Consider the following 22,108-nt stretch of genomic DNA (forward strand, 5'->3'; position numbering starts at 1 on the left):
TTTTTTAGCAACTCTATGTTACTATTGGTCAAAAACCGTTCGAATAGCAGACCTATATTTATTCATTTCTTTTGCTTTATTAACCAGTTTCAATACCTTTTTATGAGCAGGGAAACTATGTGAAAAATAAATCCAAAACTGCTTCATTTTATTCAAGGCATTGCCTTCGTTATCCATGGCTTCCAGATAGCCTTCCAACACGTATTTATGAAATAAAAAAAGCAAACTATCGCGCTTCTCTTTTGACAATTGCACGCCCATAATTTCATTCGGCAGCAAGGGATTCATCAGAACTCCACGTCCCAACATCCAGGTGTTTGTTTGCAAAAACACCTCTTTTTTTTCCGTGTAAGTTTTTACTGAAAAAATATCGCCATTATAAACAAGCCTGTGCTTTAACTGCTGACGGGCAAACAAATAGGCATTCTCGTCAATTTCTCCAGAATACAACTGGCTGGCTATACGAGGATGATAAATTACCTCTTTTATTGGAAACTGGTTCAGCACATCAATCACGGAGCTCAACTCTGAGTCTGATTGCAAACCCGACCTTAATTTTACCGAAAGTTCTCCTTCAGATGTACTAAAAAAACGTTCCAGTATTTCGTAAACTTTAGCCGGTGTTGCCAACAATCCAGCCCCCTTACCCCGATTAGTAACCATCGGATACGGACACCCCAGGTTCAGGTTAATTTCAGCATAATCTAAATCACGAAGTTGCTTCGCCATTAGCGCCAGTTCATTACCATCTTTAGCGAGCACTTGTGGTACAACACGCATTTGCCGGTTATTCTGTGGCGAAATCTCGCGAAAATACTTCGGTAAAATCTTGTTGTGCTTAAGCGAAATATAAGGAATAAAATAAGCATCAATTGAATTAAAAACCGCTGCATGAGCTGCTCTGTAAACAAAATCGGTAAAACCCTGTAATGGAGCCAGGTAAATCATTATTTGCCTCTTGTATCTATTTATATTGTTTTGCAAAGAAACAAAAATTACCTTGTTACTAAGCCTAAATACAGGCTTTAGTTGTTGTTTCTTTTTATCCTTCTGATTTTAATATTTTGGTATCTTTGCCGCAACAAAATATGGCGGCAAATTACACATACCAGGATACGATTACAGGAAGAAACCTAATTGAAACTCTTCCGGTTAATAAATCGATTGAGCATAATTTACAGCGCCAGCGTCCACAATCGTTAACATCGTTTGAAAGGCGCGATACGGTTGTACCCAAACAAGAAAAAAAGACCTATACCGCAACTCAAATTAGGCAGTGGCGATTAAACCAGGAGAATAAACTACTTATTGACAGTTCAAAATATATTCAGGCACGTCAACAACACGACCTAAATACGGAGCAGCTATCAATTCCGAAAGTGGTTCTGCCAAACCGCGAAAGAGATAATTCAAACTCCGATTGGTTAACCATCGTTATTTTTTTAGCCATAATCCTGTTTGCTACCATTAGGTATACTTATGCCAAATACATTCAACACCTTTTTTTGTCGTTATTAAATTATGCCACCACGGCACGTATGTTAAACGACAAAAACTACCCGGTTTTTCATGCTGCATATCGGCTCGATGTTATTTTTTACCTTCTGTTTGCCACCCTAATCTATCAATGTTTAAATCTTTTTAAATGGGAGAATGCCATGCTGAATCCCCAATATTTTGCATTTGTATTTGGGGCTGTTTTACTTTACTTTTTTGGCAAAAAACTTATTTACACAGTGTTAGGATTGCTGTTTGAAACGCAAAATGAAACAAGGGAATACTTGTTTAATATGGATAATTTTAACCGTTCGCTCAGTATAGTTCTTTTGCCAATTGTTGTTTTAGTGGCCTATGCTCCCCTTCAAACCCCTTTATTTATAGCTCTTTCAGGCATTGTAATACTTTGTATTTTTAACCTTATGTTACTTCGCAGGGGGATTATTATATTATTGAAAAAACAATTTTCGTTATATTATCTGTTTTTATACCTTTGTACCCTTGAAATTTTACCCTTGCTTTTAATTTATAAAGTTGTTGTTTGAATAAGAAGGGGGAAAGTCTCATTAAAAGCATAAAATTTTGAAAGTCAAGAGCATTTTAGTTTCACAACCAGAGCCAAGTACAGCTAAATCGCCGTACTTCGAGTTGGCAGAAAAAAATGGGTTGAAGATTGATTTCAGACCATTTATTCAAGTTGAAGGAGTTCCTGCAAAAGAATTTCGCCAAACACGAATTCAGATACTGGAGCATACGGCTGTAATTTTTACAAGCCGCACTGCTATCGATCATTTTTTTAGAGTTGCACAGGAGCTGCGCATCACTGTGCCCGATTCTATGAAGTATTTCTGTATTTCTGAGGCTACGGCATTTTATTTGCAAAAGTACATCGTATACCGCAAGCGTAAGATTTTTTATGCTGATGGCCGATTTACCGACCTTGTTAATGTAATGAAGAAGCATAAAGATGAAAAATTTCTTGTGCCGCTATCTGATATTCATAAACAAGAAATTCCAAGCCTGCTTGATAAGGGAGGATACTCGTATACCAAAGCAATTTTATACCGCACAGTAAGTGCCGATCTTTCAGATCTGGCAGATATAAAATACGATGTTCTCGTATTTTTTAGTCCTTCCGGAATAAAATCACTGTACCAAAACTTCCCGGATTTTGAGCAAAATTCAACGCGTATAGCCTGTTTCGGGCCATCAACGGCAAAAGCCGTTCGCGATGCCGGACTAAGGCTGGATATTGAAGCTCCTACTGCCCAGGCGCCATCAATGACTATGGCCTTGGATCAGTACATCAAAAAGAGTAATAAGAATTAAATAGAAAAATATATACTTTTGAAAGGCCGTCCGTCGTTTGACGTATGGCCTTTACTATTTTATGCCTATAGTTGATAAAATATCGCCTCAGGGTTCTTTCGGCTTTAAAAAGAAGGAACATTTATGCAGCAAAAAGCTAATTGACAAACTGTTTGCTGAAGGTGAATCGTTTTTATCTTTTCCGATTAAAGTGGTTTATATCGCCTCTGATCTTACAACTAAAGTACCTGTTCAGGCTGCTTTCACGGTGAGTAAAAAAACATTTAAAAGAGCAGTGAAACGAAACCGCATTAAAAGACTAATGCGTGAAGCTTATCGTTTGAATAAAAATATTCTATTGCCACTCCCTGAGAATCAGCAACTGGCTGTTTTTTTCATTTTTATTGGTAAAGAACTGTATGATTACAACAGAATAGAAAATGGAATAAAAAAGGCGCTTTTCAAATTGTCAGCTCTTCATTCGGATGCACCCGCTAATAACACAAAAAAAACTCCGGAATAAAATCCCGGAGCTGTTCTTTGTATTCTCATTATTTACTCTTCATCCATTATTTCAGTCTGCATACGAACAGAATCTTCGTGAATTAACTGAAAAAGTATTTTAACAAACGTTTCGTTAATACTCATACTTTTCCCCAGATTTACCCGGTTTTCCATCAACTGGGTCCAACGATTCATTTGCAAAGCTGTAACATTATTATCGCGTTTATACTGTCCAATTTGTTTAACAATTTCAACGCGCGATGCAAGCGTTTCGAGCAGTTCAGCATCAATTGCATCAATTCGGTTACGAAGCACATCAAGTTGGTTTTCAAAATCAGGGTTGTCGGCATTTTCATAACGGATAACCAGTTTATCAAGTAGTTTTCCAAGATCAGCAGGCGTGAGTTGCTGACCGGCGTCACTTAATGCACACGAAGGATCGCGATGCGATTCAAGCATTAAGCCCTCCATTCCCATATCAAAAGCTTTTTGAGAGATTTCAAAAAGATACTCACGTGTTCCGGCAATATGACTTGGATCACAAATTACGGGTAAGTTTGGCAGTGTTCGTTTTAATTCGATTACTGTTTTCCAGTTGGGATAATTGCGGTATTTTGTTTGACGAAATGGAGTAAATCCCCGATGGATTCCCACAATATTTTTAATACCAGCCTGGTTAATTCTTTCAATGGCTCCTACCCAAAGTTGCACATCGGGGTTCACCGGATTTTTTATCATCACCACCGCATCAGTACCTTTCACTACATCTGCAATTTCCTGCACTACAAAAGGGCTGGCTGTTGATCGGGCACCAATCCATAACACGTCCAATCCTGCTTTTAGGCATTCTTCAGTATGCTGGGCGTTGGCCACTTCGGTACCAACCGGCAAGCCGGTTTCTTCTTTTACCTGTTGCAGCCATTTCAATCCAATCGATCCAACGCCCTCAAACGATCCCGGGCGTGTTCTGGGTTTCCATACCCCTCCCCTAAAAACAAAAACGCGCTTATCTTTAGCCAGTAAACGGGCAGTTTCCATGGTTTGTTCTTCCGTCTCAAGACTACACGGTCCTGAGATCAGCAATGGATTGTCGATATTTGGCAACCATGCTTTTATCGGATTAATGTCTAATTTCAATGTCATGATTATTTTGTATAAAGTTTTGTTATTCGTTCTTCATTTTTTACAAAGTGTGGATTTTGTCCTTCTAAAATTCCACGAATATTATTGGCATTGCGTATTAATTTGAGCATCTTTTCATCATCGGCACTCTTCATGCTATCCCGAAATTCAATCAGGTGTTTAATGTATACGTTAAGCGATTCAACAACATATTCTCGATTTTGTTGAAAAATAGGATGCCACATTGTTGCCGAACTTTTTGCCAGGCGAACAGTTGAGCGAAAACCTCCACTTGCCAAATCGAATATAATTTTACGGTCTTCTTTATCTTGGACGGCGTTGGCCAACGCATAAGCGGCGGCGTGTGGCAAGTGCGAAACAAAAGCAGTACTATGATCTTGCTCATCCGAAGTCATATAGGCGATATCCATTCCCAGTGCCTGAAACATTTTTTCAATTAAAGCAACGTGCTGAGGCCCGGAGTTTTCCTGATCGCATAAAATGGCAATTTTGCCTTCAAACAGTCCTTCCAAGGCAGCTGTTGGCCCCGAATTTTCAGTTCCCGACATTGGGTGGGCAGGTACAAAATTTCTTCTGCGCTTGTGTTTTGCTACGGAGTCGACTATCACTTTTTTTGTTGATCCCATATCGCTAACTGTAGTACCACTGCCAATAAGGTCGAGCACACGCGGCAAAACTTCCAGTTCATGGTTTACAGGTATTGCCAGAATTACCAGGTCGGTATCGCAAACCGCCTTCTCAAGTGGTTCAATGCTATCAACCAGTCCAATTTCAAGGGCTTTTTTGGCATGATCTGCATTCGCATCAACTCCGACTAATTCTGTAGCAAACCCCGATCTTCGCAAGTCCTTTGCTATTGACCCCCCAATTAAGCCAAGTCCTATTACTGTTGTTTTCATTTTATACTATCTGTTTTTTATTCCTAGTCAATTACCAAAGCTGTTTTGGTTTAGCAACAAAAAAAAGGCCCCGAATTTTTTCGAGACCTTTCTGTAAAATATCTTAAGTTTTAACAATACTTTACTTTTTGATCCCGGTTTCAGAACCATAATAAAAATAGAAGTAAAAATAGTTATTGTTAAAAACTGTTGTCATTTGTTTTATTTCTGTCAGCAAATATATGCATATATTTCAAAAATGAAATTTTTATGCTGCTTTTACTCCGAATTTTAAATGCATTCCTCAAAAATTAGTTTTTAATTAACTTTTTCGTGAGTACCATTTTGTCGTTTTGGCTAATTTTTATAAAAAACATCCCATCTGCAAAATCAGAAAGGTTAATTTCATCTGTGTATGCTCCGGTAACGTCCCTTTCTTCCTTTAAAAATATTTTTTGCCCAAAGGCATTATACACTTCAATTCGCAAATCGGCCTCGTTTTGTGATGGTGCAACCTTTATGGTAATAATATCGGTAAACGGATTTGGGTAAATAGTAATTTCCCCTGGAGATAACAATGTAACTCCGGCAGATACAGGTTGCTGTATTCGCAAATTATCGATTGCCCAACCCCATCCTGCCGCATACGGGTCGGAGTACAAGCGAAAACGAATAAGTATGGTATCTCCTGCAGCAAAGTAATCGTTATCGGTAAGGTTAATTTCGCGATTAAAGAACATTTCAGAATTACCCCTGGTTTTAGAGTCTTGCTCGCCGGTTACAATGCCACTATTGTAGCTTGTTGACCATGTGGTTTGTTTTGATGCATCGTAGCCATTGGCAAGAGCCTGCCAAGTCTCTCCCTGATTTTTACTACCCTCCACAATAACGTAATCGTAAAAATCACTGTCTCCGTATAACGAAAAGGCTGCCCCTGGCTCCACAAGAACAACTTCATCAAAGGTCATAACTCCGCCTTCCTTAAGGATGATTGGTTTTTTCAAAAAAGTTGAAAAATCAAGTTCCTCATTATCAACGCCGGGTGCAGGATAAGGATGTGGACTATGCAAGGCACCATCACTAAACCCAATAGCTGTATAAATGTCAAAATCGGAAATTAAAAAATCGGATGTAGTTCGGTTAAAATTATTAATGTAACTAGAAACAGGTTCGAAAATTTCTTCCACTTTAAAAACAAAGTATTCTATATCAGGCAACCTGGAACTATTTGAAACCTGTGCTCCATCTACCGCATGAATGGCATAAGAAATTTCATCACCATCTTTAATCGTATTTGTATCAAATGGGAAAACACCAATGAAACGATTATCATAATCATGAATCAATGGGAAAGACTCCTGCTCAATACCATTAATAAAATACTGTACATAAACGGTATCTATTCCAAGGTTATCGCTAACATTTGCCAGCACTTGCTGCTCCCCATCTATGGTAATAAAATAGGCTATTTCATCATGAGCAATAACCGGCTTTTCTGTATCAGTTCCAACATGAATGGTATAAAACTCCTTGGGAGCCAGAGCAGGTTCCGTCCGTTTACGATCCATTGTATCCTGAACCTCTACGATATATGAAATCATTTCTGTTCCGGCTTCAGGCGTATAGGTAACCGAATATTCCCGATTGTTTTTATCCTCAATCAGGAATAACGTGTCCGAATGAGATTCAAACTCATCTAATGAATAAATTACCTTGGCACTTCCCTGCTTAACACCATAATCACTATCAAAACTCCCTTCAAAAACCAAAGGTCTTAGTTCTTCTATATCTTTAACCTGATTAAAACGAATAAAAATATTACTCCATCCCATATCATCCATAATTCCCCGAGTTAATGGTCCAGGGTCATGAACAGCTTCCGCCAAACCTACTGCATGAGTCATTAATGAATTTTCGTTTCCGTGAGGATATGTATCGTCGTTTAAATGGTATACACTAGAGCCTTCATTAAATGATATGGGTGCATAAAGTTTTGGTTTATTTCCATTATTCCGCTTTTTTGCAATAGGACTATTGGCATATAAATTCGAAGATTGCAGAGCATTCATCAATGCCCTACTTGCATTCTCAAAAAAAGAGGTATCTATAAGCTGTTGCGAGTTTATGGCACCTCTTTCAACCAATAAATCAAAAGAAGTCGCGTCGCCAAACTCATAGTATGCATAGGCACCAAGGTCATCTGTATCGTCAACAAAGAAAAAACCAGTGAATCCAAGGCCATGACCAATTTCGTGCAGCACAACCGACACAAAGTCGTAAAGGGTGTCCGGACAATTCATATCTTTCCCCAAATACCAATCAATTTTACTGCTAAACTGGGCAACCATATCATATCTGCTTTCACCATTAAGTTCTTGCTTAGCTATTTTTTCGGCTATCGCCACAGGGTAATACCTATCTTTGAAGGGTGCATCCTTAAAATTCTTATAATAAGTTTCAGGGCCACAACTACCAAGCACATTTTGCCCCAAACTACTACTCCAAGTAGCTTTCATTCGAATCGGTATGTCCGACTCAACAATCGTTTCCCAAATATTTACTGCATATTCAAATGCTTCTTTTGCCTTGGGGGTAAAACCCAAATAGTCAACAACAATATCTGATTTTGCTGCACCACCCGATTTTAATAAAAATTCGGCCGGTGGCTGGATTCTTGCTCTTTCAACTTTTCCGGATGCATAACATACCGGATGTGGAACTTTTATACATTGGTTGTGGTGTTGGTGTTGTGCCGAGGCAAAAATTGCACACAACATCAGCAGCTTAAAAATTATATAATACTTACTCATTTTCTGTTTTCAATAATAAAATTACTCACATGGCAAATGTTTATATTTTAAAGTAATTTGACAAAAAAAAGTTCATCTAAAATGAACTTCAGTTAATAAAAAATGCCGGAATGAAAATTCCGGCATTACCTAATTTAAGGTTGTAATACCAATCATCTAATATTCTAACCTTTGCGCTTTTTTCTCATTTAATAGTTTGTATAACACCACCAACGATGTTACAAGACCTGCAAATGCTGCAATAAATGCAACCATTAATAATGTTTCCATAATTCTAATTTTTTATGATTTTTTGTGTAATAGTATTTAATTGATTATCAGAGATGCTTGCCATGTAAACTCCGGGAGCCACATGAGGAAGATCAATTTGAATTCTACTGGAATTAGCGGCATCATAAAGAGTTTCGCGATGCACAGTTTTTCCGTAAAGGTCGGTAATAATAACTTCCACGTCGGCAGCAACGTCCGATTGAAAACCATCGATAAAGATGCTGCTTTTGAATGGATTTGGATAGATCGTTACATCTTCAGCAGTTAATGACTCATCAACAGCGGTAGTAACTTCTTGGATCGAAAGGTTGTCGATTGCCCAACCCCAGCCGGTTATGGCTTTATCTGATGCTAAACGAAAACGGAAGATTACAGTATCGCCAGCTGCAAAATCAGGATTATCTGTTAAGTTTATTGTTTGTTTCAAAAACAGGTTGTCTGCTCCGGCTGCTTGTGATACTGCACTTTTTAATGAGCCTGTAAATTGCGAATTCCACAGCTCATCTACACTTGAATCGTATCCATCGGTTACCGGCAACCAACTTTTACCATTGTTTTTGCTGCCTTCAACAATTACAAAGTCCCAAAACTTATCTTCCGTATAAACTGTTCCTGCTTCGCCCGGTTCAACTAAAACTACCTCATCAAAACTCATTAAACCATTTTCTTCCAGAACAATCGGATATTTTAACTGGGCAATCAGGTTATATTTATTGTTGTCTGCATTTGATTCAGGATAAGGATTTATAGTATGCAAGTTGCCACTGATAAATCCTGCTGGAGTTGTTACTTCAAAATCAGAAATTTCAAAATCGGTGTTTGGCGAATCGAAATTATTGAAATAACCACGTATAGGTTGTTCTGCTTCAAAAACTGAAACAGCGTAATATCCACTTGTAGGTAAACGACGTTTGTTGCCACGATTAGTATTGTCGATAGCAACCACACGATATTCAACCACATCTTCACAGTTAAGTTGGCATGGAAACTCAAGCTTACCAGAATACTTATCAGCACCTTCGCTATTGAGCGTAAAAGCATCCTGATCCTGACCGTTAATACGGTATTCTATCTGAACTTTTTCTATTGCTACATTGTCGGTTGCAATTGCCGAAACATTAATAAAAGGGTGTTGTGCATTAACCAATTTTTCAGGATTGTGCTGTAACACCGGAGGGAAATAGTCGTCTCCAACTCTAAATGTCAATTTTTGCTCGGGTGCTCTTTCAGGATAGCTAAAGGTAACGTTTGCAGTAGTTTTAGCCTCGTAGTAATATTGAATTTTACCTTTGGCATAGTTTAACGGCAGTTCACCTTCAAATTGTTGATTTTCTTCGTTGTATTTTAAACTAACGGTTTGAGAACTTACAAAGTTATCGGTTGAGAAACTTATCTTTACCGATGATTTATCGATATCCATTTCGCCACCAACCTGAACAAAAACAGGTAGTTTTTCGCAGGCCTCTTCAAAATCTTTAATCTCATAATCATCAAAACTTACTGATTTCCATCCCAGACTAGCCAATACGTCAAGGGTTTTTTCTCCAATGGCATGAATCGCTTCTCCTTTAAAAATAAACGGCGACATTAAAGCATTGGCATTTCCGTTTCCAAACTCATTCTCAGGGTAGTGGTAAATGCTACTTCCGTTATTCCAGCTTTTCGGAGCATACACATTGATACTTTCTGAAGTACTGTTATTTTTCAAATTAAGATTTTCAGAAAGCAATTGTGCTTTTAGTGCTGCAGATGGGCAGGCAAAAAGGTTTTCATTTGCCAGTTGTTCATTTAACTGATTGTAGATGTAAACATCGTAAATACTGGGCAATTTTGCATTGTTGTTTAGCGTTCCCACTCCGTTTTCAACGTCGAAAAAACCAACAAATCCAAGTCCGTGTACTAATTCGTGCAACACAATAGTTACAAAATCGTACTGGTTTGACGGGCAATCTCCGTTGGTGCCATAATACCAGTTGACACCACTGTTAAACGAGCATTCAATATCCGGTTCAGAACCGTTTAACTCGCTTTCAGCAAGCTTCTCGGCTAAGGCTACAGGATAGTATACATCGCTTAAACGGGCTCCGTTAAAGTTGCGGTACATACTGCCCGGCGTACTTTGTGCCAGAACATTTGAGCTTTTGCTTTCCCATGTTGCACGCACCTTAATCGGCATTGACGACGAAATAAGGTTTTCGTAAATAGAAATGGCATACAAAAATGCAGGTTTTGCATTTTCTGGGAAATTTACGAATTCAACCTGGAAGTCGGAATTTAATACCGATCCTGATTTCAGGTTTGATTCGTGGGGTGCGATAAATGATTTCTTACTGTCTTCTGAAGCAATGTTAATCGGGGCATTGATCTTAGTGATCCGATCCTGATCTGATTGCTCTGCCCGGGCATAAAAAGCGCCAATTATTACCAGGGCAATAATAATTAAATGTCTCATTACAATTTAAATTAGGGTTTGTTAAAATTGCCATGCCGCAAGATCAATAAGCGCAAAGGCCTTACGGCATGTTTAGGAAACTTACTGGCGGTGTACCTGTTTCAATCGGGTTTGTTTGTTATTGAAACAGTGGGTTTGTATCTCCCGCTTTGCTTATTTCCTAAGACTTTTTTCAGTAAACAAAGAACTTAATCTTCTTGGAAAACGACTTCTTCTTTTATTTATAGTTCTGTATAAATCTTCATTACAAAGATCATTACAAACAAGAAAAAACTCTAATTATAATTGCTGAATGACAATCTGCTGATTAACCAAAAACGTTGGACAAGAAGCTGAGACTTGTAAACACTTTTGAGATAAAAACAGGAAATTGGGATAATTTGCTGATTGACTTGGTGCAGATTCCTTAAGGCATTTTTACTGTTTCTACCTACAAGGCACTCCTATTTTTACACACCATAACTTCAATCGTGTTTTCTCCCTCTTACTTGTTTTCCGATTTTCTGTTTCAATTTTGATTTACCGGGTTTGTTATGCAAATCAATGGGTTTGTTGAAACCAAAATCTAAGCTCAACAAGTTACGCTCAACTATGGCTAGTAACTAAATCCTTTCCTGGAAATATCAGCGTCCTGAATAATTAAATGGTTTTGCTTCATTACAACTTAAATTAGGTTCTATCTTCTTAATTATAAATAATGAAACATTCTTTTGATACGGAATAATCCCTTGCAAACCAATTGATCCGAAAAAATAACATTGCATAAGTAAGAAGCCGATTTACACCCGTTTGTATTTGTGTAAAGCGTTGGGTTTGTTGCTTACCTCCTCAAATTATCTTCCCTTTAAAAAAAGGTTTTTAATGCAAAAAAATACAACTTTTGATTTTAAAATTGATGATTGATGTTGTGTTGAAAATCAAAAGCGCCAATCAAAGAACGGTTCTATATCTATGGGTTTGTGGATGTAAATGTATGAATTAATTTTATTAAACCAAATAATTTTTCATAAGTTTAGCCTGACAACAAAAATTTAGATTTAGAATTTTATGAACTTTTTATCAACAGCCTTACTCGCTATTCTACTGACAATTAGCACTTCTGCAAAAAATAACGAGAAAAATATTTACGATGAAATTTATCGTCCGCAATTTCATTTTACGCCGGAAAAAAACTGGCACAACGACCCTAATGGACTTGTTTTTTATGATAACGAGTATCATATGTTTTACCAATACAACCCCAATGGAAATGAATGGGGCTACATGCATTGGGGGCACACCATTAGCACCGACCTGGTGCATTGGCAACATTTTCCAATTGCGCTGTACCCTGATGAGGAATCGACCGACAAGGAGAAATGTACAGCCTTTTCGGGTTCGGCAATTGTTGACGAACAAAACCTGCTAAACAAACAAACCAACGATACCAAAACACTGGTAGCCTTTTACACCAGCCAGCATTGCGGGCAACGTATGGCCTACAGCACAGATAAAGGCCGAACCTGGAAAAAATACGAGGGTAACCCCATTATTCCTTTTGATGAAAAAGATGATGCCCGCGATCCAAAAGTAATTTGGCATGAAGAAAGCGAAAAGTGGATTATGGTGCTTTACCGCAAACAAAATGAAGAGGAAAATTCGAAAGGTGTATCATTCTACACCTCAAACAATCTTATCGACTGGAAATGGGAAAGTCATATTGCCGGTTTTTACGAATGCCCCGACCTGGTAAAATTTACAGTTACCAACCGCCCCGATGAAGTAAAGTGGGTGCTTTTTGATGGCGATGGCAGCTACCTGATGGGAAGTTTTGACGGAAAAACCTTTGCTCCAGAAAGCGCCAAATTAAAAAGCGACTGGGGAAAAAATTACTATGCCACACAAACCTGGAGTAATATTCCGCAATCAGACGGGCGTGTGATACAAATTGCCTGGATGCGTGATGGTAAATTCCCCGACATGCCCTTTAACGGGCAAATGTCGTTTCCGTGCGAACTAAGGCTTACAAAATTCGACAGTGGCTATAAACTCATTCGGAAACCTGTTTCTGAAATTGAATTATTGCACGACAAACAGTATACATGGGAGAATAAGAATGTTATACCCGGAATAAACGACAACAAACTAAAAAAAGTATCGGGTGATTGTTTGCATATTATTGGAGAATTCGACTTAAAAACCGCTGATAATTTTGGATTTATGTTACGCCATAGCAACAAAGCAACAGGCACAGAAATTCTGTACAATGTGAAGCGTGGCACCTTATCGGTATTAGGATGCACGGTGCCACTTCCGGCTGTAAACAATAAAATAAAACTTGAGATTCTTTTAGACCGCTCTTCCATTGAAATATTTGCAAACGATGGGCAAGCTGTTATTTCCAACTGTTTTACACCAGACGAAAAAGCAACCGATGCCGTACTTTTTACCAATGGAGGAGAACTGGGGGTTGACAAACTGGATGTTTATAAAATGAAATCGATTTACGAGGACTAAAAGCGAATACAGGCAACAATGATCTGTTAGCTTTTATTCTCGCCTGTTCTTATATGTTAGAAAAACATAGTAATAAGCTGTACACAAACAATAAGCAACACCATGGCAACCGGATATACGGTAGCATAAGCAATGGAGTGTGCATTGGTTTCTGTCATTGAATCAGCTGCTGCAAGACCAGGTGTGCTAGTCATGCTTCCGCTTAAAGCACCCAGTAAGGATAAAATATTCATTTTAAAAAACCATTTCCCCAGGAGCCCTGCAACCACCATGGGCAAGAGGGTTATTGCTGCGCCAAATAAAAATAGTTCAATACCGTACTCATTAAATGTTTCCACAATTTTTTGGCCTGCGCCGGTACCAACGGCAGCCAGAAACAATAACAAACCAAACTGCCTGATTAATTGATTGGCAGCTCCGGTCATGGTCCATAATATGGGGCCGGTTTTACCTATACGACTTAAGATTAAGGCCACAACAAGTACACCTCCGGTAAGCCCCAAACTAAAAGCAAACGAACCTAATGAAATACTTACCTTACCTACCAACACACCCAAAATTATTCCCAGAGCCACCGGTAAAATATCGGTATCGGAAAGACGTTTCTGATCGTTGCCAAAAATTTTTATTACCATATCCATATTGGCACGACTACTTGCAATTACAAGTTTATCGCCAAACTGCAGTTTAGACCCCGGGCTGGGAGAAATATTAATACCTGCCCGACGAATACGAGTAATTGTTGCTCCATAGGTTTGAAGCAGGTTTATTTGTCCGATAGTTTTATTTACAACTTCTTTGTTAGTTACCAAAACCGAGCGAACATCGTACTTCGGATCGATAGTAATTTCCTGTTTTGTTTTAGGCCCAATTAACAATTCCATATTTTTCAGAGCCTCCTCAGTCCCCACTGCTTTTATGAGATCGCCCTTGTACAATACGGTTTCAGGGCTTGGAGTTACAGCAACACCTTCATGCACCACTCTTGAAACTACCGCTTTGGTCATAAACCGAATTCGTAATGCGCCAATCGATTTTCCCACAACGTTTTCATTCTCAACAATAAAATTGCGCTTCACCACCTCCGGATACTGATTATTTAACACTGATTTATACTCTTCTTCTGCCTTTGAAACAGGGCTACCCAATATTTTAGGCAAAAACCGAATAAATAAAATCACACCAATTACTCCAAATGGATAACCTACTCCGTATCCGATTGAAGCCAGTGGCGACCCGGTATAATCGATTGCTGCCGCTAAGCCCGGCGTACTCGTTAACGAACCGGTTAATAATCCTACTGCTATATTTGGATCGACATGAAACAATGTAATTACCAGCACAGTTATCAGCGAGGCCAACACAATAAGCAAAGAGGCAAAACCGGCTAGTTGCCGACCTTCTTTTTTAAACGACTCGAAAAATCCCGGCCCGGCCTGAATCCCAATGGTGAAAATAAAAAGCACCAAGCCCAGGTACTGAAAATCTTTTGGGATTACAACTCCGTAATGACCAAAAACCAGTGCTACAAAAATTACTGCCGACACATCAAGCGACAAGCCGAATATTTTTATGCGGCCAACAATAAAGCCCAACGCAATAATTACGAACAGGGCAAAATAGCTATTTCCGAGTAGTTCCATGGGTGATTTATTTGCATACAAAGGTAAACAATACTTTTAGGGCAAAACAAAAACCAGAACCGGATAAAAACAGCAGGCAGAAGAATTAATGTTAACTACAGGAACAAAAAAAACCGGATAAAAATATCCGGTCTATGCTGTTTGTTAATGGTTATTGAAAACTTTCTACTAAAGCAAAAAACCAAAATCATCACCTGCTGCCAGCTCTAACGGATCTTGTCCTTTCTTAAAAACTCTGCAGGTCCGGGTTCCGATCAAATCAATCGTTCCTTCTTCTATCTTAAACATCGTTCCTTCGCGCAAACCAGCAACGTAGCACTCCGGATTAATCTCCAGAAACTCCTGAATTCGCTGTTCACGTGTTTCGCCACCATGCCCTTCGGGGTTGGCATCCAAATAGTGCGGATTAATCTGAAAAGGTATTAATCCGGTACAATCAAATCCTTTTGGGTCGACAATTGGCATATCATTGGTTGTTCGTAACGTTGGACAGGCAACATTCGAGCCGGCGCTCCAACCAATATACGGTACTCCGTTATAAACGCGTTCCCTTATCGGGTTCATCAATTTCTTATCATGAAGCATTCGTACCAGTTGCCAGGTATTTCCCCCACCTACCACAATGGCTTTTGCTTCTTGAATTGCTTTAACCGGATCGCTGAAAGTGTGAATACCCTTTACATGATGACCAATTTCCGCGAAGCGCTCTTCTACCTTCTCGCAATAGGTATCAAACGAAAAAGTTACCGCTGCATAAGGAATAAAAACGGCAGTTACAGGCTCCTCTCCCAGAAATTTTTTTATCTCATTCTTTGGATAGTCCAGATAAGGCTCACCCGGCATTGTTGAATTACTAATTAATAACAGTTTCATTTTTTCTGATGGATTATTGTTTGGATTGCAATTACCGTAAAGTTCATGAATTTTTCTATGATAATTATTGGCTTTTTTTCTTATTCAAACAAGCCCTTTGGCTTACCTGTACAATACTTAACAAACACACTAAAAAGCCAATAATGTTATGCCGAATGTAAAAGGCGTTAGTTCAGGACCTTTTTCCGTCTTAAACAGCGGAACCAAATCGTATGATGCAAATACTTTAAACCAACGGTAACCGGTGCGTAACATAAGCGAATACTTAAACCTATGCATCGAAAAATCATCTACCACTTTCAGTTTTTCTTTCTTTTCGTCTTTGTATTTAATTTTTGTATGGCTACTTAAACGAAAGCTACCCATCACTCCGGCTGAAATAAATATCCGGTTATCAAAATGATTGATTGGAATTTGAAACTCAAGCAGCAAAGGCAGGGTCAACGATTCAAGAGCCAATTTCGATTTCTGGTTTTCGTTAAAATACAGGAACTCTGGCGTAATAACACCATCATTTCCTTTTACAATTGTGGTATTATCATCAAGTCGGTAACTTTGCAGGTGCAGGCCAAGCCCTGTAACCAGACCAATGGTATTCCTGTTTTTTTGCAAGCCGATACTTTGCTGAAAAACATTGACATACGCCGAATTGGAACGAAAAACATCGTTCTCCATAAATTCTGACTGATAACCCGAATAATCGGGATTAAGCAGCATATTAAAACCAAAATCGAATCCAGCCCAATGACCTGAGAATTTGTCTTGCCAAAGGTTTAATCCATTATGTGTAACTTCAGTGATGTCAATCTTGCGTAAAAACCGTTTCGGATTATCTATCGGGATAATGGTGTCGGTTTCCTGGGCACCAACCCGCAAGCCAGATAAACATAAGCAAACAAGCAATACAAGCTGAAACAGTATAATTTTTTCAATGGGTTTTAGTCGCTTCATATCTAACAGTTGCTTTGAATATGAATACCAGCAAATGTAAGCCATTGCTAAGAAATTTATGCGATTTGAATGTTAAAAATGGAAAACATAAACGTATAAAAATGGTGCGCAAGCATTTCCACATTTCTTCAACAACGTTAAATTTAAGAAAGAACACAGCATAAGCACCTGAAATACAAATAAAAAGAGTACCTTTGCGCCCACTTTAAAAAATTGAATATGAGTTTATTTGAAACAATGGGGTTAAAAGCCGAAATTTTAAGTGCCATTCAGGAACTTGGCTTTGAAAATCCCACGCCGGTACAAGAAAAAACCATCCCGTTTTTATTGGAAAGCGACCAGGATATGGTTGCGTTGGCACAAACAGGAACGGGAAAAACAGCGGCATTTGGCTTACCCATTGTTCAGCAGTTCGACAGTTCGGTAAAAGCACCACAAGCCTTAATATTAAGTCCGACACGCGAATTGGCACTGCAAATTGCCAATGATTTGCAGAACTTTTCGAAAAATATTAACGGAGCAAAAATTGCAACTTTATATGGCGGTTCCGACATCAGGAAGCAAATTACGGCTCTTGAAAAAGGAGCTCAAATTGTTGTGGGAACACCGGGCCGTACGCTCGACCTGATAAAACGAAAAAAACTAAGGGTACACGAGATTAAGTGGTTGGTACTTGATGAAGCAGACGAAATGCTTTCGATGGGATTTAAAGACGACCTGGATGCTATCTTGGCCGACACTCCGGCAGAAAAACAAACCTTGTTGTTTTCGGCAACCATGCCTAAAGAAATTGTCTCCATTGCCAACAAATACATGGCCAATCCGCATGAAATATCGGTTGGTAAGAGAAACACAGCTGCCGAAAATGTAGAACATAATTATTACCTCGTGCATGCAAAAGACCGCTACATTGCACTAAAACGGGTAGCCGATATCAACCCGAATATTTATGGTATTATTTTTTGCCGTACACGTGCGGAAACTAAAGATGTGGCCGACAAGTTAATGCAAGACGGGTATAATGCCGATGCACTGCATGGCGATCTTTCGCAGGCGCAGCGCGACCACGTAATGTCGCGTTTCCGTGGCAAACACCTGCAAATGCTGGTAGCTACCGATGTTGCCGCACGCGGGCTCGACGTTAACGACCTTACCCACGTAATTAACTATAACCTGCCCGACGACCCGGAGGTATACATCCACCGTAGCGGACGAACAGGACGTGCCGGAAAACGAGGAATTTCAATTACGCTGATTCACATGCGCGAGAAAGGAAAACTACGCGATGTAGAAAAAAAAGTTGGTAAGAAATTCCTAAAAGTTGCAGTTCCTTTAGGGAAAGAAATTTGCGAAAAACAACTCTTTAACCTTATTGACAAGGTTGAAAAAGTGGAAGTTAACAACGAACAGATTGGTGAATTTATGCCGGTTATTTATAAAAAACTAGCCTGGCTCGAGCGGGAAGAACTGATAAAACATTTTGTATCAGTTGAGTTTAACCGCTTTTTAAAATACTACGAAAACGCCAAAGATATAAATGTTGACGAAGCCCGCGAGAAGGAATCGATGCGGGGCGAACGCAGAAAAGGCGGACGCGACGGACGTGAACGTGGCGACCGGGGAAAAGGCCGTGGAAACAGAGGTAATATGTCGCGTTTCTTTTTTAGCCTTGGTAAAAAAAGTGGCGTCAACAAACGAGCCATCATCGATTTAATTAACCAAAACACTCCGGGCAAAAGCATCGATATTGGCAGCATCGAGGTGTTGAAAGGCTTCTCATTTTTCGAAATCGACTCGAGGTATGAAAACGAGTTGGTAAAAGCCTTTAAAAATGCCCGGATCAGAGGACAAAAAGTAAATATTGAAATTGCCAACAAAAAGAAATAACAAGTAGCTGAAAAACAAAGCTACAAATTATACGAAATAAAAAATCCGGTCTTGTTTTGAGACCGGATTTTTTATGCCCAAAACCAACAATTTTAGAAAAGTCGCCTAAAGGCTGTTGCACCAGTTAAGCAAAAACCGTTTACTATTCGTACCCAAAAATCACCCATCCAGCAACTATTTTTTTCATATTAGCTAAGCTTTCAGCAACTTTACATTAACAAGAGCAACGTAGCAATAAGGTGCGTAAGAAATTAAAACGCTCAATTTCCCCCCGGCTGAGCAACCCGTACAGCTCTGGAAAAAATGTTCTTCTGAAATTGTTTTTTATTATCTTCATAAAACCAAAAAATGGCAAACCTGGCAACAACTAAAAAAATAACAAAACTACTGATTAAACACCTGCGAATATTGGCAGGCGCAATGGTAATTAGCATTGTTTTTAGTCTTATCCTGTTTCAAAAAATTTTTAATGCCGGACTTTTAAACACGCTGATTATGACCTTTATCCAGTTGGAGCTGTTTTTATGGCTGGGCATCCGTTTTTTCAGATCGATCGACCCGGAAAGTGCAGGATTCAGAAGAAAAACAATAGTGCGTTTTTTATTATTCTACCTCACTGTTCTGCTTATTGCCTGTCTGCTTTTTTTACTCACATATCTTTATCATTTTACTAAATCGGGGTATAGCTATGCCGAATTTTTCCCAAGTCTGCTTAACTCCGAGCTACAAACATTTGTTGCCGCCATTTTAATCGGTTTTGGCATTGGAGCCCTGTTTTTCTTTTATACACAGTGGACCGACGCCATTAAACGTATGCAAAAGTTAAAAGAAGAGAAGCTGATTTTTCAGTACGAAACGTTAAAAACGCAGGTAAATCCACATTTCCTGTTTAACAGTTTAAACACGCTTTCGTCGCTGGTAAATACTAATGCCGGTTTGTCCGAAAAATTTATCCAGAAGCTTTCGGCTGTGTACAGGTATGTGCTGGAGCATCAGGATAAAGATTTGGTAACACTTAGCAGCGAAATGCAATTTGTGAAAGACTTTTTTTACCTGCAAAAGATACGCGATGGCGAAAAAATAGAGCTGAAGGTTGACTTCTCAGAAATGAATAATATACAAATTATGCCGGTATCAATTCAAATGCTGGTAGAGAACGCCATTAAACACAATGTGGCCACACGCGCCGAGCCTTTGCACATTACTATTCATTTTGAGGGGATGGACAAACTGGTGGTGCGCAACGACTTACGGCAACGAATGCAGCTAAGTTCCTCATCAAAAATAGGATTAAAAAACCTGAATGAGCGTTGCAAACTCATTCTTAAGCGCGAAATTGAAGTACAGGAAACCCGTGATGAATTTATTGTTAGAGTGCCACTAAAGCTCACAAAAGCGATTTAAAAAACCACTTTCTAACTTAGAAAACAAAAAATGAAAGTAGTAATTGTTGAAGACGAACACCTGGCCGCTGAAAAACTTATTCAGCAATTAAAAGCCATTGAGCCGGAGCTTTCGGTTTTGGCAGTGCTTGAATCGGTTGAAGAATCGGTTAATTGGTTTTCGAACAAGCCTGCTCCCGATTTGGTATTTATGGATATTCAGCTTGACGATGGCCTGTCGTTCGAGATTTTTGATGAATGCGAAATAACAGCTCCTGTAATATTCACAACAGCTTTTGATGAGTATGCGATTAAAGCCTTTAAAGTAAACAGTGTTGACTACCTGCTGAAACCAATTGCCCTTGAAGCTTTACGCCAATCGTTGGAGAAATACAGCCTGGTTTATGGCCAACAACAACTATTTGAAGAAAAAGTAGCTAAGGTTATTGAGCAACTCTCGAAATCATACAAATCAAGATTCTTTATAAAAATTGGCAACCGCTTTCAATCCATTCAAACAAAAAACATTTGTTGCTTTTTTGTACAGGAACGTAATACTTTTTTGAAAACTACCGAAGGAAAAACCTACGACCTCGACTATTCGCTTGAGCAACTCCAAAAAATGGTAAATCCGGATCAGTTTTTTCGTATTAACCGTAATTTCCTGCTAAATATTAATTGCATTAACGAGATTGTGGCTTTTTCAAGCACCCGCTTAAAACTGAAGTTAACAACAGCCTTTGACACCGAAGTTATTGTTAGTCGCGATAAGGTTTCTGAATTTAAACGCTGGATGGATAAATAAAAAGGAGCCATTTCTGACTCCTTAATCACCTTATTTTTTATCTAATGCTTTCCTGGCAGCATTTATCACGCTGTTCCAGGTAAGCCAATTGTTTTAAACCAGTTTTGCGTCTAATTCAATCTCGGCAGTTCCGCCGGCATACAAACGCGATATCGGACATTTTTCTTTTGCTGCTGCTGCCAGCTCGGCAAACTTCTCTTGCGACAATCCTTCGCATTTGGTAACATTCGTTAGTGTAATATTGGTAATAGCCGGTCCGCCATCAACCTGCCCAAGTGTTACTGCAGCCTCTGTTTCAACGCTTTCGGGTGTTAAACCTTCGCCACTAATAAGCGCAGCCAAAAACATCGAATAGCAACCAGAGTGAGCCGCTCCAACCAGTTCTTCAGGGTTTGTTCCTTTTCCATCTTCAAAACGCGATGCAAAAGTAAACGGCCCGCTGTAACCGGTTATGTTCATATTCCCTTTTCCCTCTTTAAGAGTTCCGTTCCAAACAGAATTAACTTTTCTTACTGACATGATTTTAAAATTTTAAGTTTAAGTACTAAAGTGTATTGTCTCCTGGTTGCCAGTTACATCCGGTAAGGCCAGGATTTTGTGTAGCTTCCAAGGCACGCAATACTTCTGCCACATTACGTCCGGTAGCATCGTTATTGCAATTTACCCATTGAATAACCCCTTCCGGGTCAACAATAAAAGTAGCACGGTAAGCTACGCTACCTGGTTGCAAAATACCTAATTTTTTGCTTAACGACTTCGATGTATCTTCAATAAGCGGATAAGTTAGATTAGCCAAACGCGGATCGTTCGATTTCCAGGCCAGGTGAACTTCAGCCGTGTCGGTTGATACACCATACAATTCGGCATTTAGTTCTTCAAACTTAGCGTGGCTGTTATTGAATTCTACAATCTCTGTGGGGCAAACAAAAGTAAAGTCTTTTGGGTAAAAATAGATAACCATCCATTTACCTTCTTTTTTGTGATCTTCTGACGTTACTGTCCCAAATTGGTTATCAGCCAACACTGCTTGTTTCTTAAACTTAGGGAATTTATCTCCTACTGATTTCATGATTTTTTAGTTTTTTGTGATTATCAAATCTATAATTGATTTGATGCAAATGTAGATGTTAAACAAGCACGTGTCAAATTGATTTTTTTGAAGCCAAATAGACAAAAGCTATACCTGCAAATTTATAACATCTGAGGATG

The 22,108-nt window shown here is 39.0% G+C and carries 17 protein-coding genes; 7 read left to right on the forward strand and 10 right to left on the reverse strand.

The genetic code is table 11. The features are described from left to right. Window positions 1-21: 21 nt before the first annotated feature. Complete coding sequence (locus tag QZ574_RS17930; RefSeq protein WP_297092101.1) at window positions 22-948, reverse strand: tRNA-dihydrouridine synthase family protein; 927 nt, start codon at window positions 946-948, stop codon at window positions 22-24. A 140-nt stretch (window positions 949-1,088) separates the two neighbouring features. Here QZ574_RS17930 and QZ574_RS17935 point away from each other — a divergent pair, with 140 nt between their 5' ends. From QZ574_RS17935 to rnpA, 3 genes are all read left to right on the forward strand, one after another. After that, a complete protein-coding gene (locus tag QZ574_RS17935; RefSeq protein WP_297092103.1) occupies window positions 1,089-2,042 on the forward strand; it encodes a DUF4271 domain-containing protein in 954 nt (317 codons plus the stop codon). A 37-nt stretch (window positions 2,043-2,079) separates the two neighbouring features. Then, window positions 2,080-2,826 (forward strand): uroporphyrinogen-III synthase, encoded by a 747-nt coding sequence (locus QZ574_RS17940; RefSeq protein ID WP_297092105.1) that lies wholly within the window; start codon window positions 2,080-2,082, stop codon window positions 2,824-2,826. A gap of 61 nt (window positions 2,827-2,887) precedes the next feature. Next, the gene (gene rnpA / locus QZ574_RS17945; RefSeq protein ID WP_297092107.1) at window positions 2,888-3,328 is read left to right on the forward strand and encodes a ribonuclease P protein component; all 441 of its coding nucleotides are present in this window, start codon (window positions 2,888-2,890) and stop codon (window positions 3,326-3,328) included. 32 nt (window positions 3,329-3,360) lie between these two features. On the opposite strand, the gene QZ574_RS17950 is transcribed toward rnpA, so the two are convergent. The 4 genes from QZ574_RS17950 to QZ574_RS17965 all read right to left on the reverse strand — a co-directional run bounded on the left by QZ574_RS17950 (window position 3,361) and on the right by QZ574_RS17965 (window position 10,862). Then, on the reverse strand, window positions 3,361-4,452 hold the full coding sequence (locus QZ574_RS17950; RefSeq protein ID WP_297092108.1) for a chorismate mutase: 1,092 nt from the start codon (window positions 4,450-4,452) through the stop codon (window positions 3,361-3,363). A 2-nt stretch (window positions 4,453-4,454) separates the two neighbouring features. After that, entirely contained in the window at window positions 4,455-5,351 is an 897-nt protein-coding gene (locus QZ574_RS17955) for a prephenate dehydrogenase (RefSeq protein WP_297092110.1), read from the reverse strand. A gap of 290 nt (window positions 5,352-5,641) precedes the next feature. After that, a complete protein-coding gene (locus tag QZ574_RS17960; RefSeq protein WP_297092112.1) occupies window positions 5,642-8,140 on the reverse strand; it encodes a T9SS type A sorting domain-containing protein in 2,499 nt (832 codons plus the stop codon). Between the two features lie 274 nt (window positions 8,141-8,414). Then, complete coding sequence (locus QZ574_RS17965; RefSeq protein ID WP_297092114.1) at window positions 8,415-10,862, reverse strand: T9SS type A sorting domain-containing protein; 2,448 nt, start codon at window positions 10,860-10,862, stop codon at window positions 8,415-8,417. Window positions 10,863-11,909: 1,047 nt separating this feature from the next. Here QZ574_RS17965 and QZ574_RS17970 point away from each other — a divergent pair. After that, on the forward strand, window positions 11,910-13,358 hold the full coding sequence (locus tag QZ574_RS17970) for a glycoside hydrolase family 32 protein (RefSeq protein ID WP_297092115.1): 1,449 nt from the start codon (window positions 11,910-11,912) through the stop codon (window positions 13,356-13,358). 56 nt (window positions 13,359-13,414) lie between these two features. Here QZ574_RS17970 and QZ574_RS17975 read toward each other — a convergent pair whose 3' ends face one another. From QZ574_RS17975 to QZ574_RS17985, 3 genes are all read right to left on the reverse strand, one after another. Continuing rightward, on the reverse strand, window positions 13,415-15,001 hold the full coding sequence (locus QZ574_RS17975) for a TrkA C-terminal domain-containing protein (RefSeq protein ID WP_297092118.1): 1,587 nt from the start codon (window positions 14,999-15,001) through the stop codon (window positions 13,415-13,417). A gap of 168 nt (window positions 15,002-15,169) precedes the next feature. Next, entirely contained in the window at window positions 15,170-15,874 is a 705-nt protein-coding gene (gene pepE, locus QZ574_RS17980) for a dipeptidase PepE (protein ID WP_297092120.1), read from the reverse strand. A 129-nt stretch (window positions 15,875-16,003) separates the two neighbouring features. Next, a complete protein-coding gene (locus QZ574_RS17985) occupies window positions 16,004-16,825 on the reverse strand; it encodes an outer membrane beta-barrel protein (protein ID WP_297092122.1) in 822 nt (273 codons plus the stop codon). 219 nt (window positions 16,826-17,044) lie between these two features. On the opposite strand from QZ574_RS17985, the gene QZ574_RS17990 reads away from it, so the two are divergent. The 3 genes from QZ574_RS17990 to QZ574_RS18000 all read left to right on the forward strand — a co-directional run bounded on the left by QZ574_RS17990 (window position 17,045) and on the right by QZ574_RS18000 (window position 20,899). Next, window positions 17,045-18,712: a DEAD/DEAH box helicase gene (locus tag QZ574_RS17990; RefSeq protein WP_297092124.1), complete on the forward strand. Its 1,668-nt coding sequence runs from the start codon at window positions 17,045-17,047 to the stop codon at window positions 18,710-18,712. Between the two features lie 348 nt (window positions 18,713-19,060). Beyond that, window positions 19,061-20,116, forward strand: a complete 1,056-nt coding sequence (locus tag QZ574_RS17995) for a histidine kinase (protein WP_297092125.1) — start codon at window positions 19,061-19,063, stop codon at window positions 20,114-20,116. Window positions 20,117-20,146: 30 nt separating this feature from the next. Beyond that, window positions 20,147-20,899 (forward strand): LytTR family DNA-binding domain-containing protein, encoded by a 753-nt coding sequence (locus QZ574_RS18000; RefSeq protein ID WP_297092127.1) that lies wholly within the window; start codon window positions 20,147-20,149, stop codon window positions 20,897-20,899. A 93-nt stretch (window positions 20,900-20,992) separates the two neighbouring features. Here the strand turns inward: QZ574_RS18000 and QZ574_RS18005 are convergent, their stop codons facing one another. Both QZ574_RS18005 and QZ574_RS18010 read right to left on the reverse strand, forming a co-directional pair. Beyond that, entirely contained in the window at window positions 20,993-21,418 is a 426-nt protein-coding gene (locus QZ574_RS18005; RefSeq protein WP_297092129.1) for an OsmC family peroxiredoxin, read from the reverse strand. Between the two features lie 25 nt (window positions 21,419-21,443). Beyond that, entirely contained in the window at window positions 21,444-21,968 is a 525-nt protein-coding gene (locus QZ574_RS18010) for a peroxiredoxin (protein WP_297092130.1), read from the reverse strand. Window positions 21,969-22,108: the final 140 nt, after the last annotated feature.

Origin of the sequence: uncultured Draconibacterium sp. (assembly GCF_913063105.1) — a bacterium.
Classification (GTDB): Bacteria; Bacteroidota; Bacteroidia; order Bacteroidales; family Prolixibacteraceae; genus Draconibacterium.

What these genes read in the sequence shown, in the direction of transcription:
- QZ574_RS17960 (WP_297092112.1), bottom strand. Translation starts at nt 8,140, where the DNA reads ATGAGTAAGTATTATATAATTTTTAAGCTGCTGATGTTGTGTGCAATT.
- QZ574_RS17955 (WP_297092110.1), bottom strand. Translation starts at nt 5,351, where the DNA reads ATGAAAACAACAGTAATAGGACTTGGCTTAATTGGGGGGTCAATAGCA.
- pepE (WP_297092120.1), bottom strand. Translation starts at nt 15,874, where the DNA reads ATGAAACTGTTATTAATTAGTAATTCAACAATGCCGGGTGAGCCTTAT.
- QZ574_RS18000 (WP_297092127.1), top strand. Translation starts at nt 20,147, where the DNA reads ATGAAAGTAGTAATTGTTGAAGACGAACACCTGGCCGCTGAAAAACTT.
- QZ574_RS18010 (WP_297092130.1), bottom strand. Translation starts at nt 21,968, where the DNA reads ATGAAATCAGTAGGAGATAAATTCCCTAAGTTTAAGAAACAAGCAGTG.
- QZ574_RS17930 (WP_297092101.1), bottom strand. Translation starts at nt 948, where the DNA reads ATGATTTACCTGGCTCCATTACAGGGTTTTACCGATTTTGTTTACAGA.
- QZ574_RS17990 (WP_297092124.1), top strand. Translation starts at nt 17,045, where the DNA reads ATGAGTTTATTTGAAACAATGGGGTTAAAAGCCGAAATTTTAAGTGCC.
- QZ574_RS18005 (WP_297092129.1), bottom strand. Translation starts at nt 21,418, where the DNA reads ATGTCAGTAAGAAAAGTTAATTCTGTTTGGAACGGAACTCTTAAAGAG.
- QZ574_RS17965 (WP_297092114.1), bottom strand. Translation starts at nt 10,862, where the DNA reads ATGAGACATTTAATTATTATTGCCCTGGTAATAATTGGCGCTTTTTAT.
- QZ574_RS17970 (WP_297092115.1), top strand. Translation starts at nt 11,910, where the DNA reads ATGAACTTTTTATCAACAGCCTTACTCGCTATTCTACTGACAATTAGC.
- rnpA (WP_297092107.1), top strand. Translation starts at nt 2,888, where the DNA reads ATGCCTATAGTTGATAAAATATCGCCTCAGGGTTCTTTCGGCTTTAAA.
- QZ574_RS17950 (WP_297092108.1), bottom strand. Translation starts at nt 4,452, where the DNA reads ATGACATTGAAATTAGACATTAATCCGATAAAAGCATGGTTGCCAAAT.
- QZ574_RS17985 (WP_297092122.1), bottom strand. Translation starts at nt 16,825, where the DNA reads ATGAAGCGACTAAAACCCATTGAAAAAATTATACTGTTTCAGCTTGTA.
- QZ574_RS17995 (WP_297092125.1), top strand. Translation starts at nt 19,061, where the DNA reads ATGGCAAACCTGGCAACAACTAAAAAAATAACAAAACTACTGATTAAA.
- QZ574_RS17935 (WP_297092103.1), top strand. Translation starts at nt 1,089, where the DNA reads ATGGCGGCAAATTACACATACCAGGATACGATTACAGGAAGAAACCTA.
- QZ574_RS17975 (WP_297092118.1), bottom strand. Translation starts at nt 15,001, where the DNA reads ATGGAACTACTCGGAAATAGCTATTTTGCCCTGTTCGTAATTATTGCG.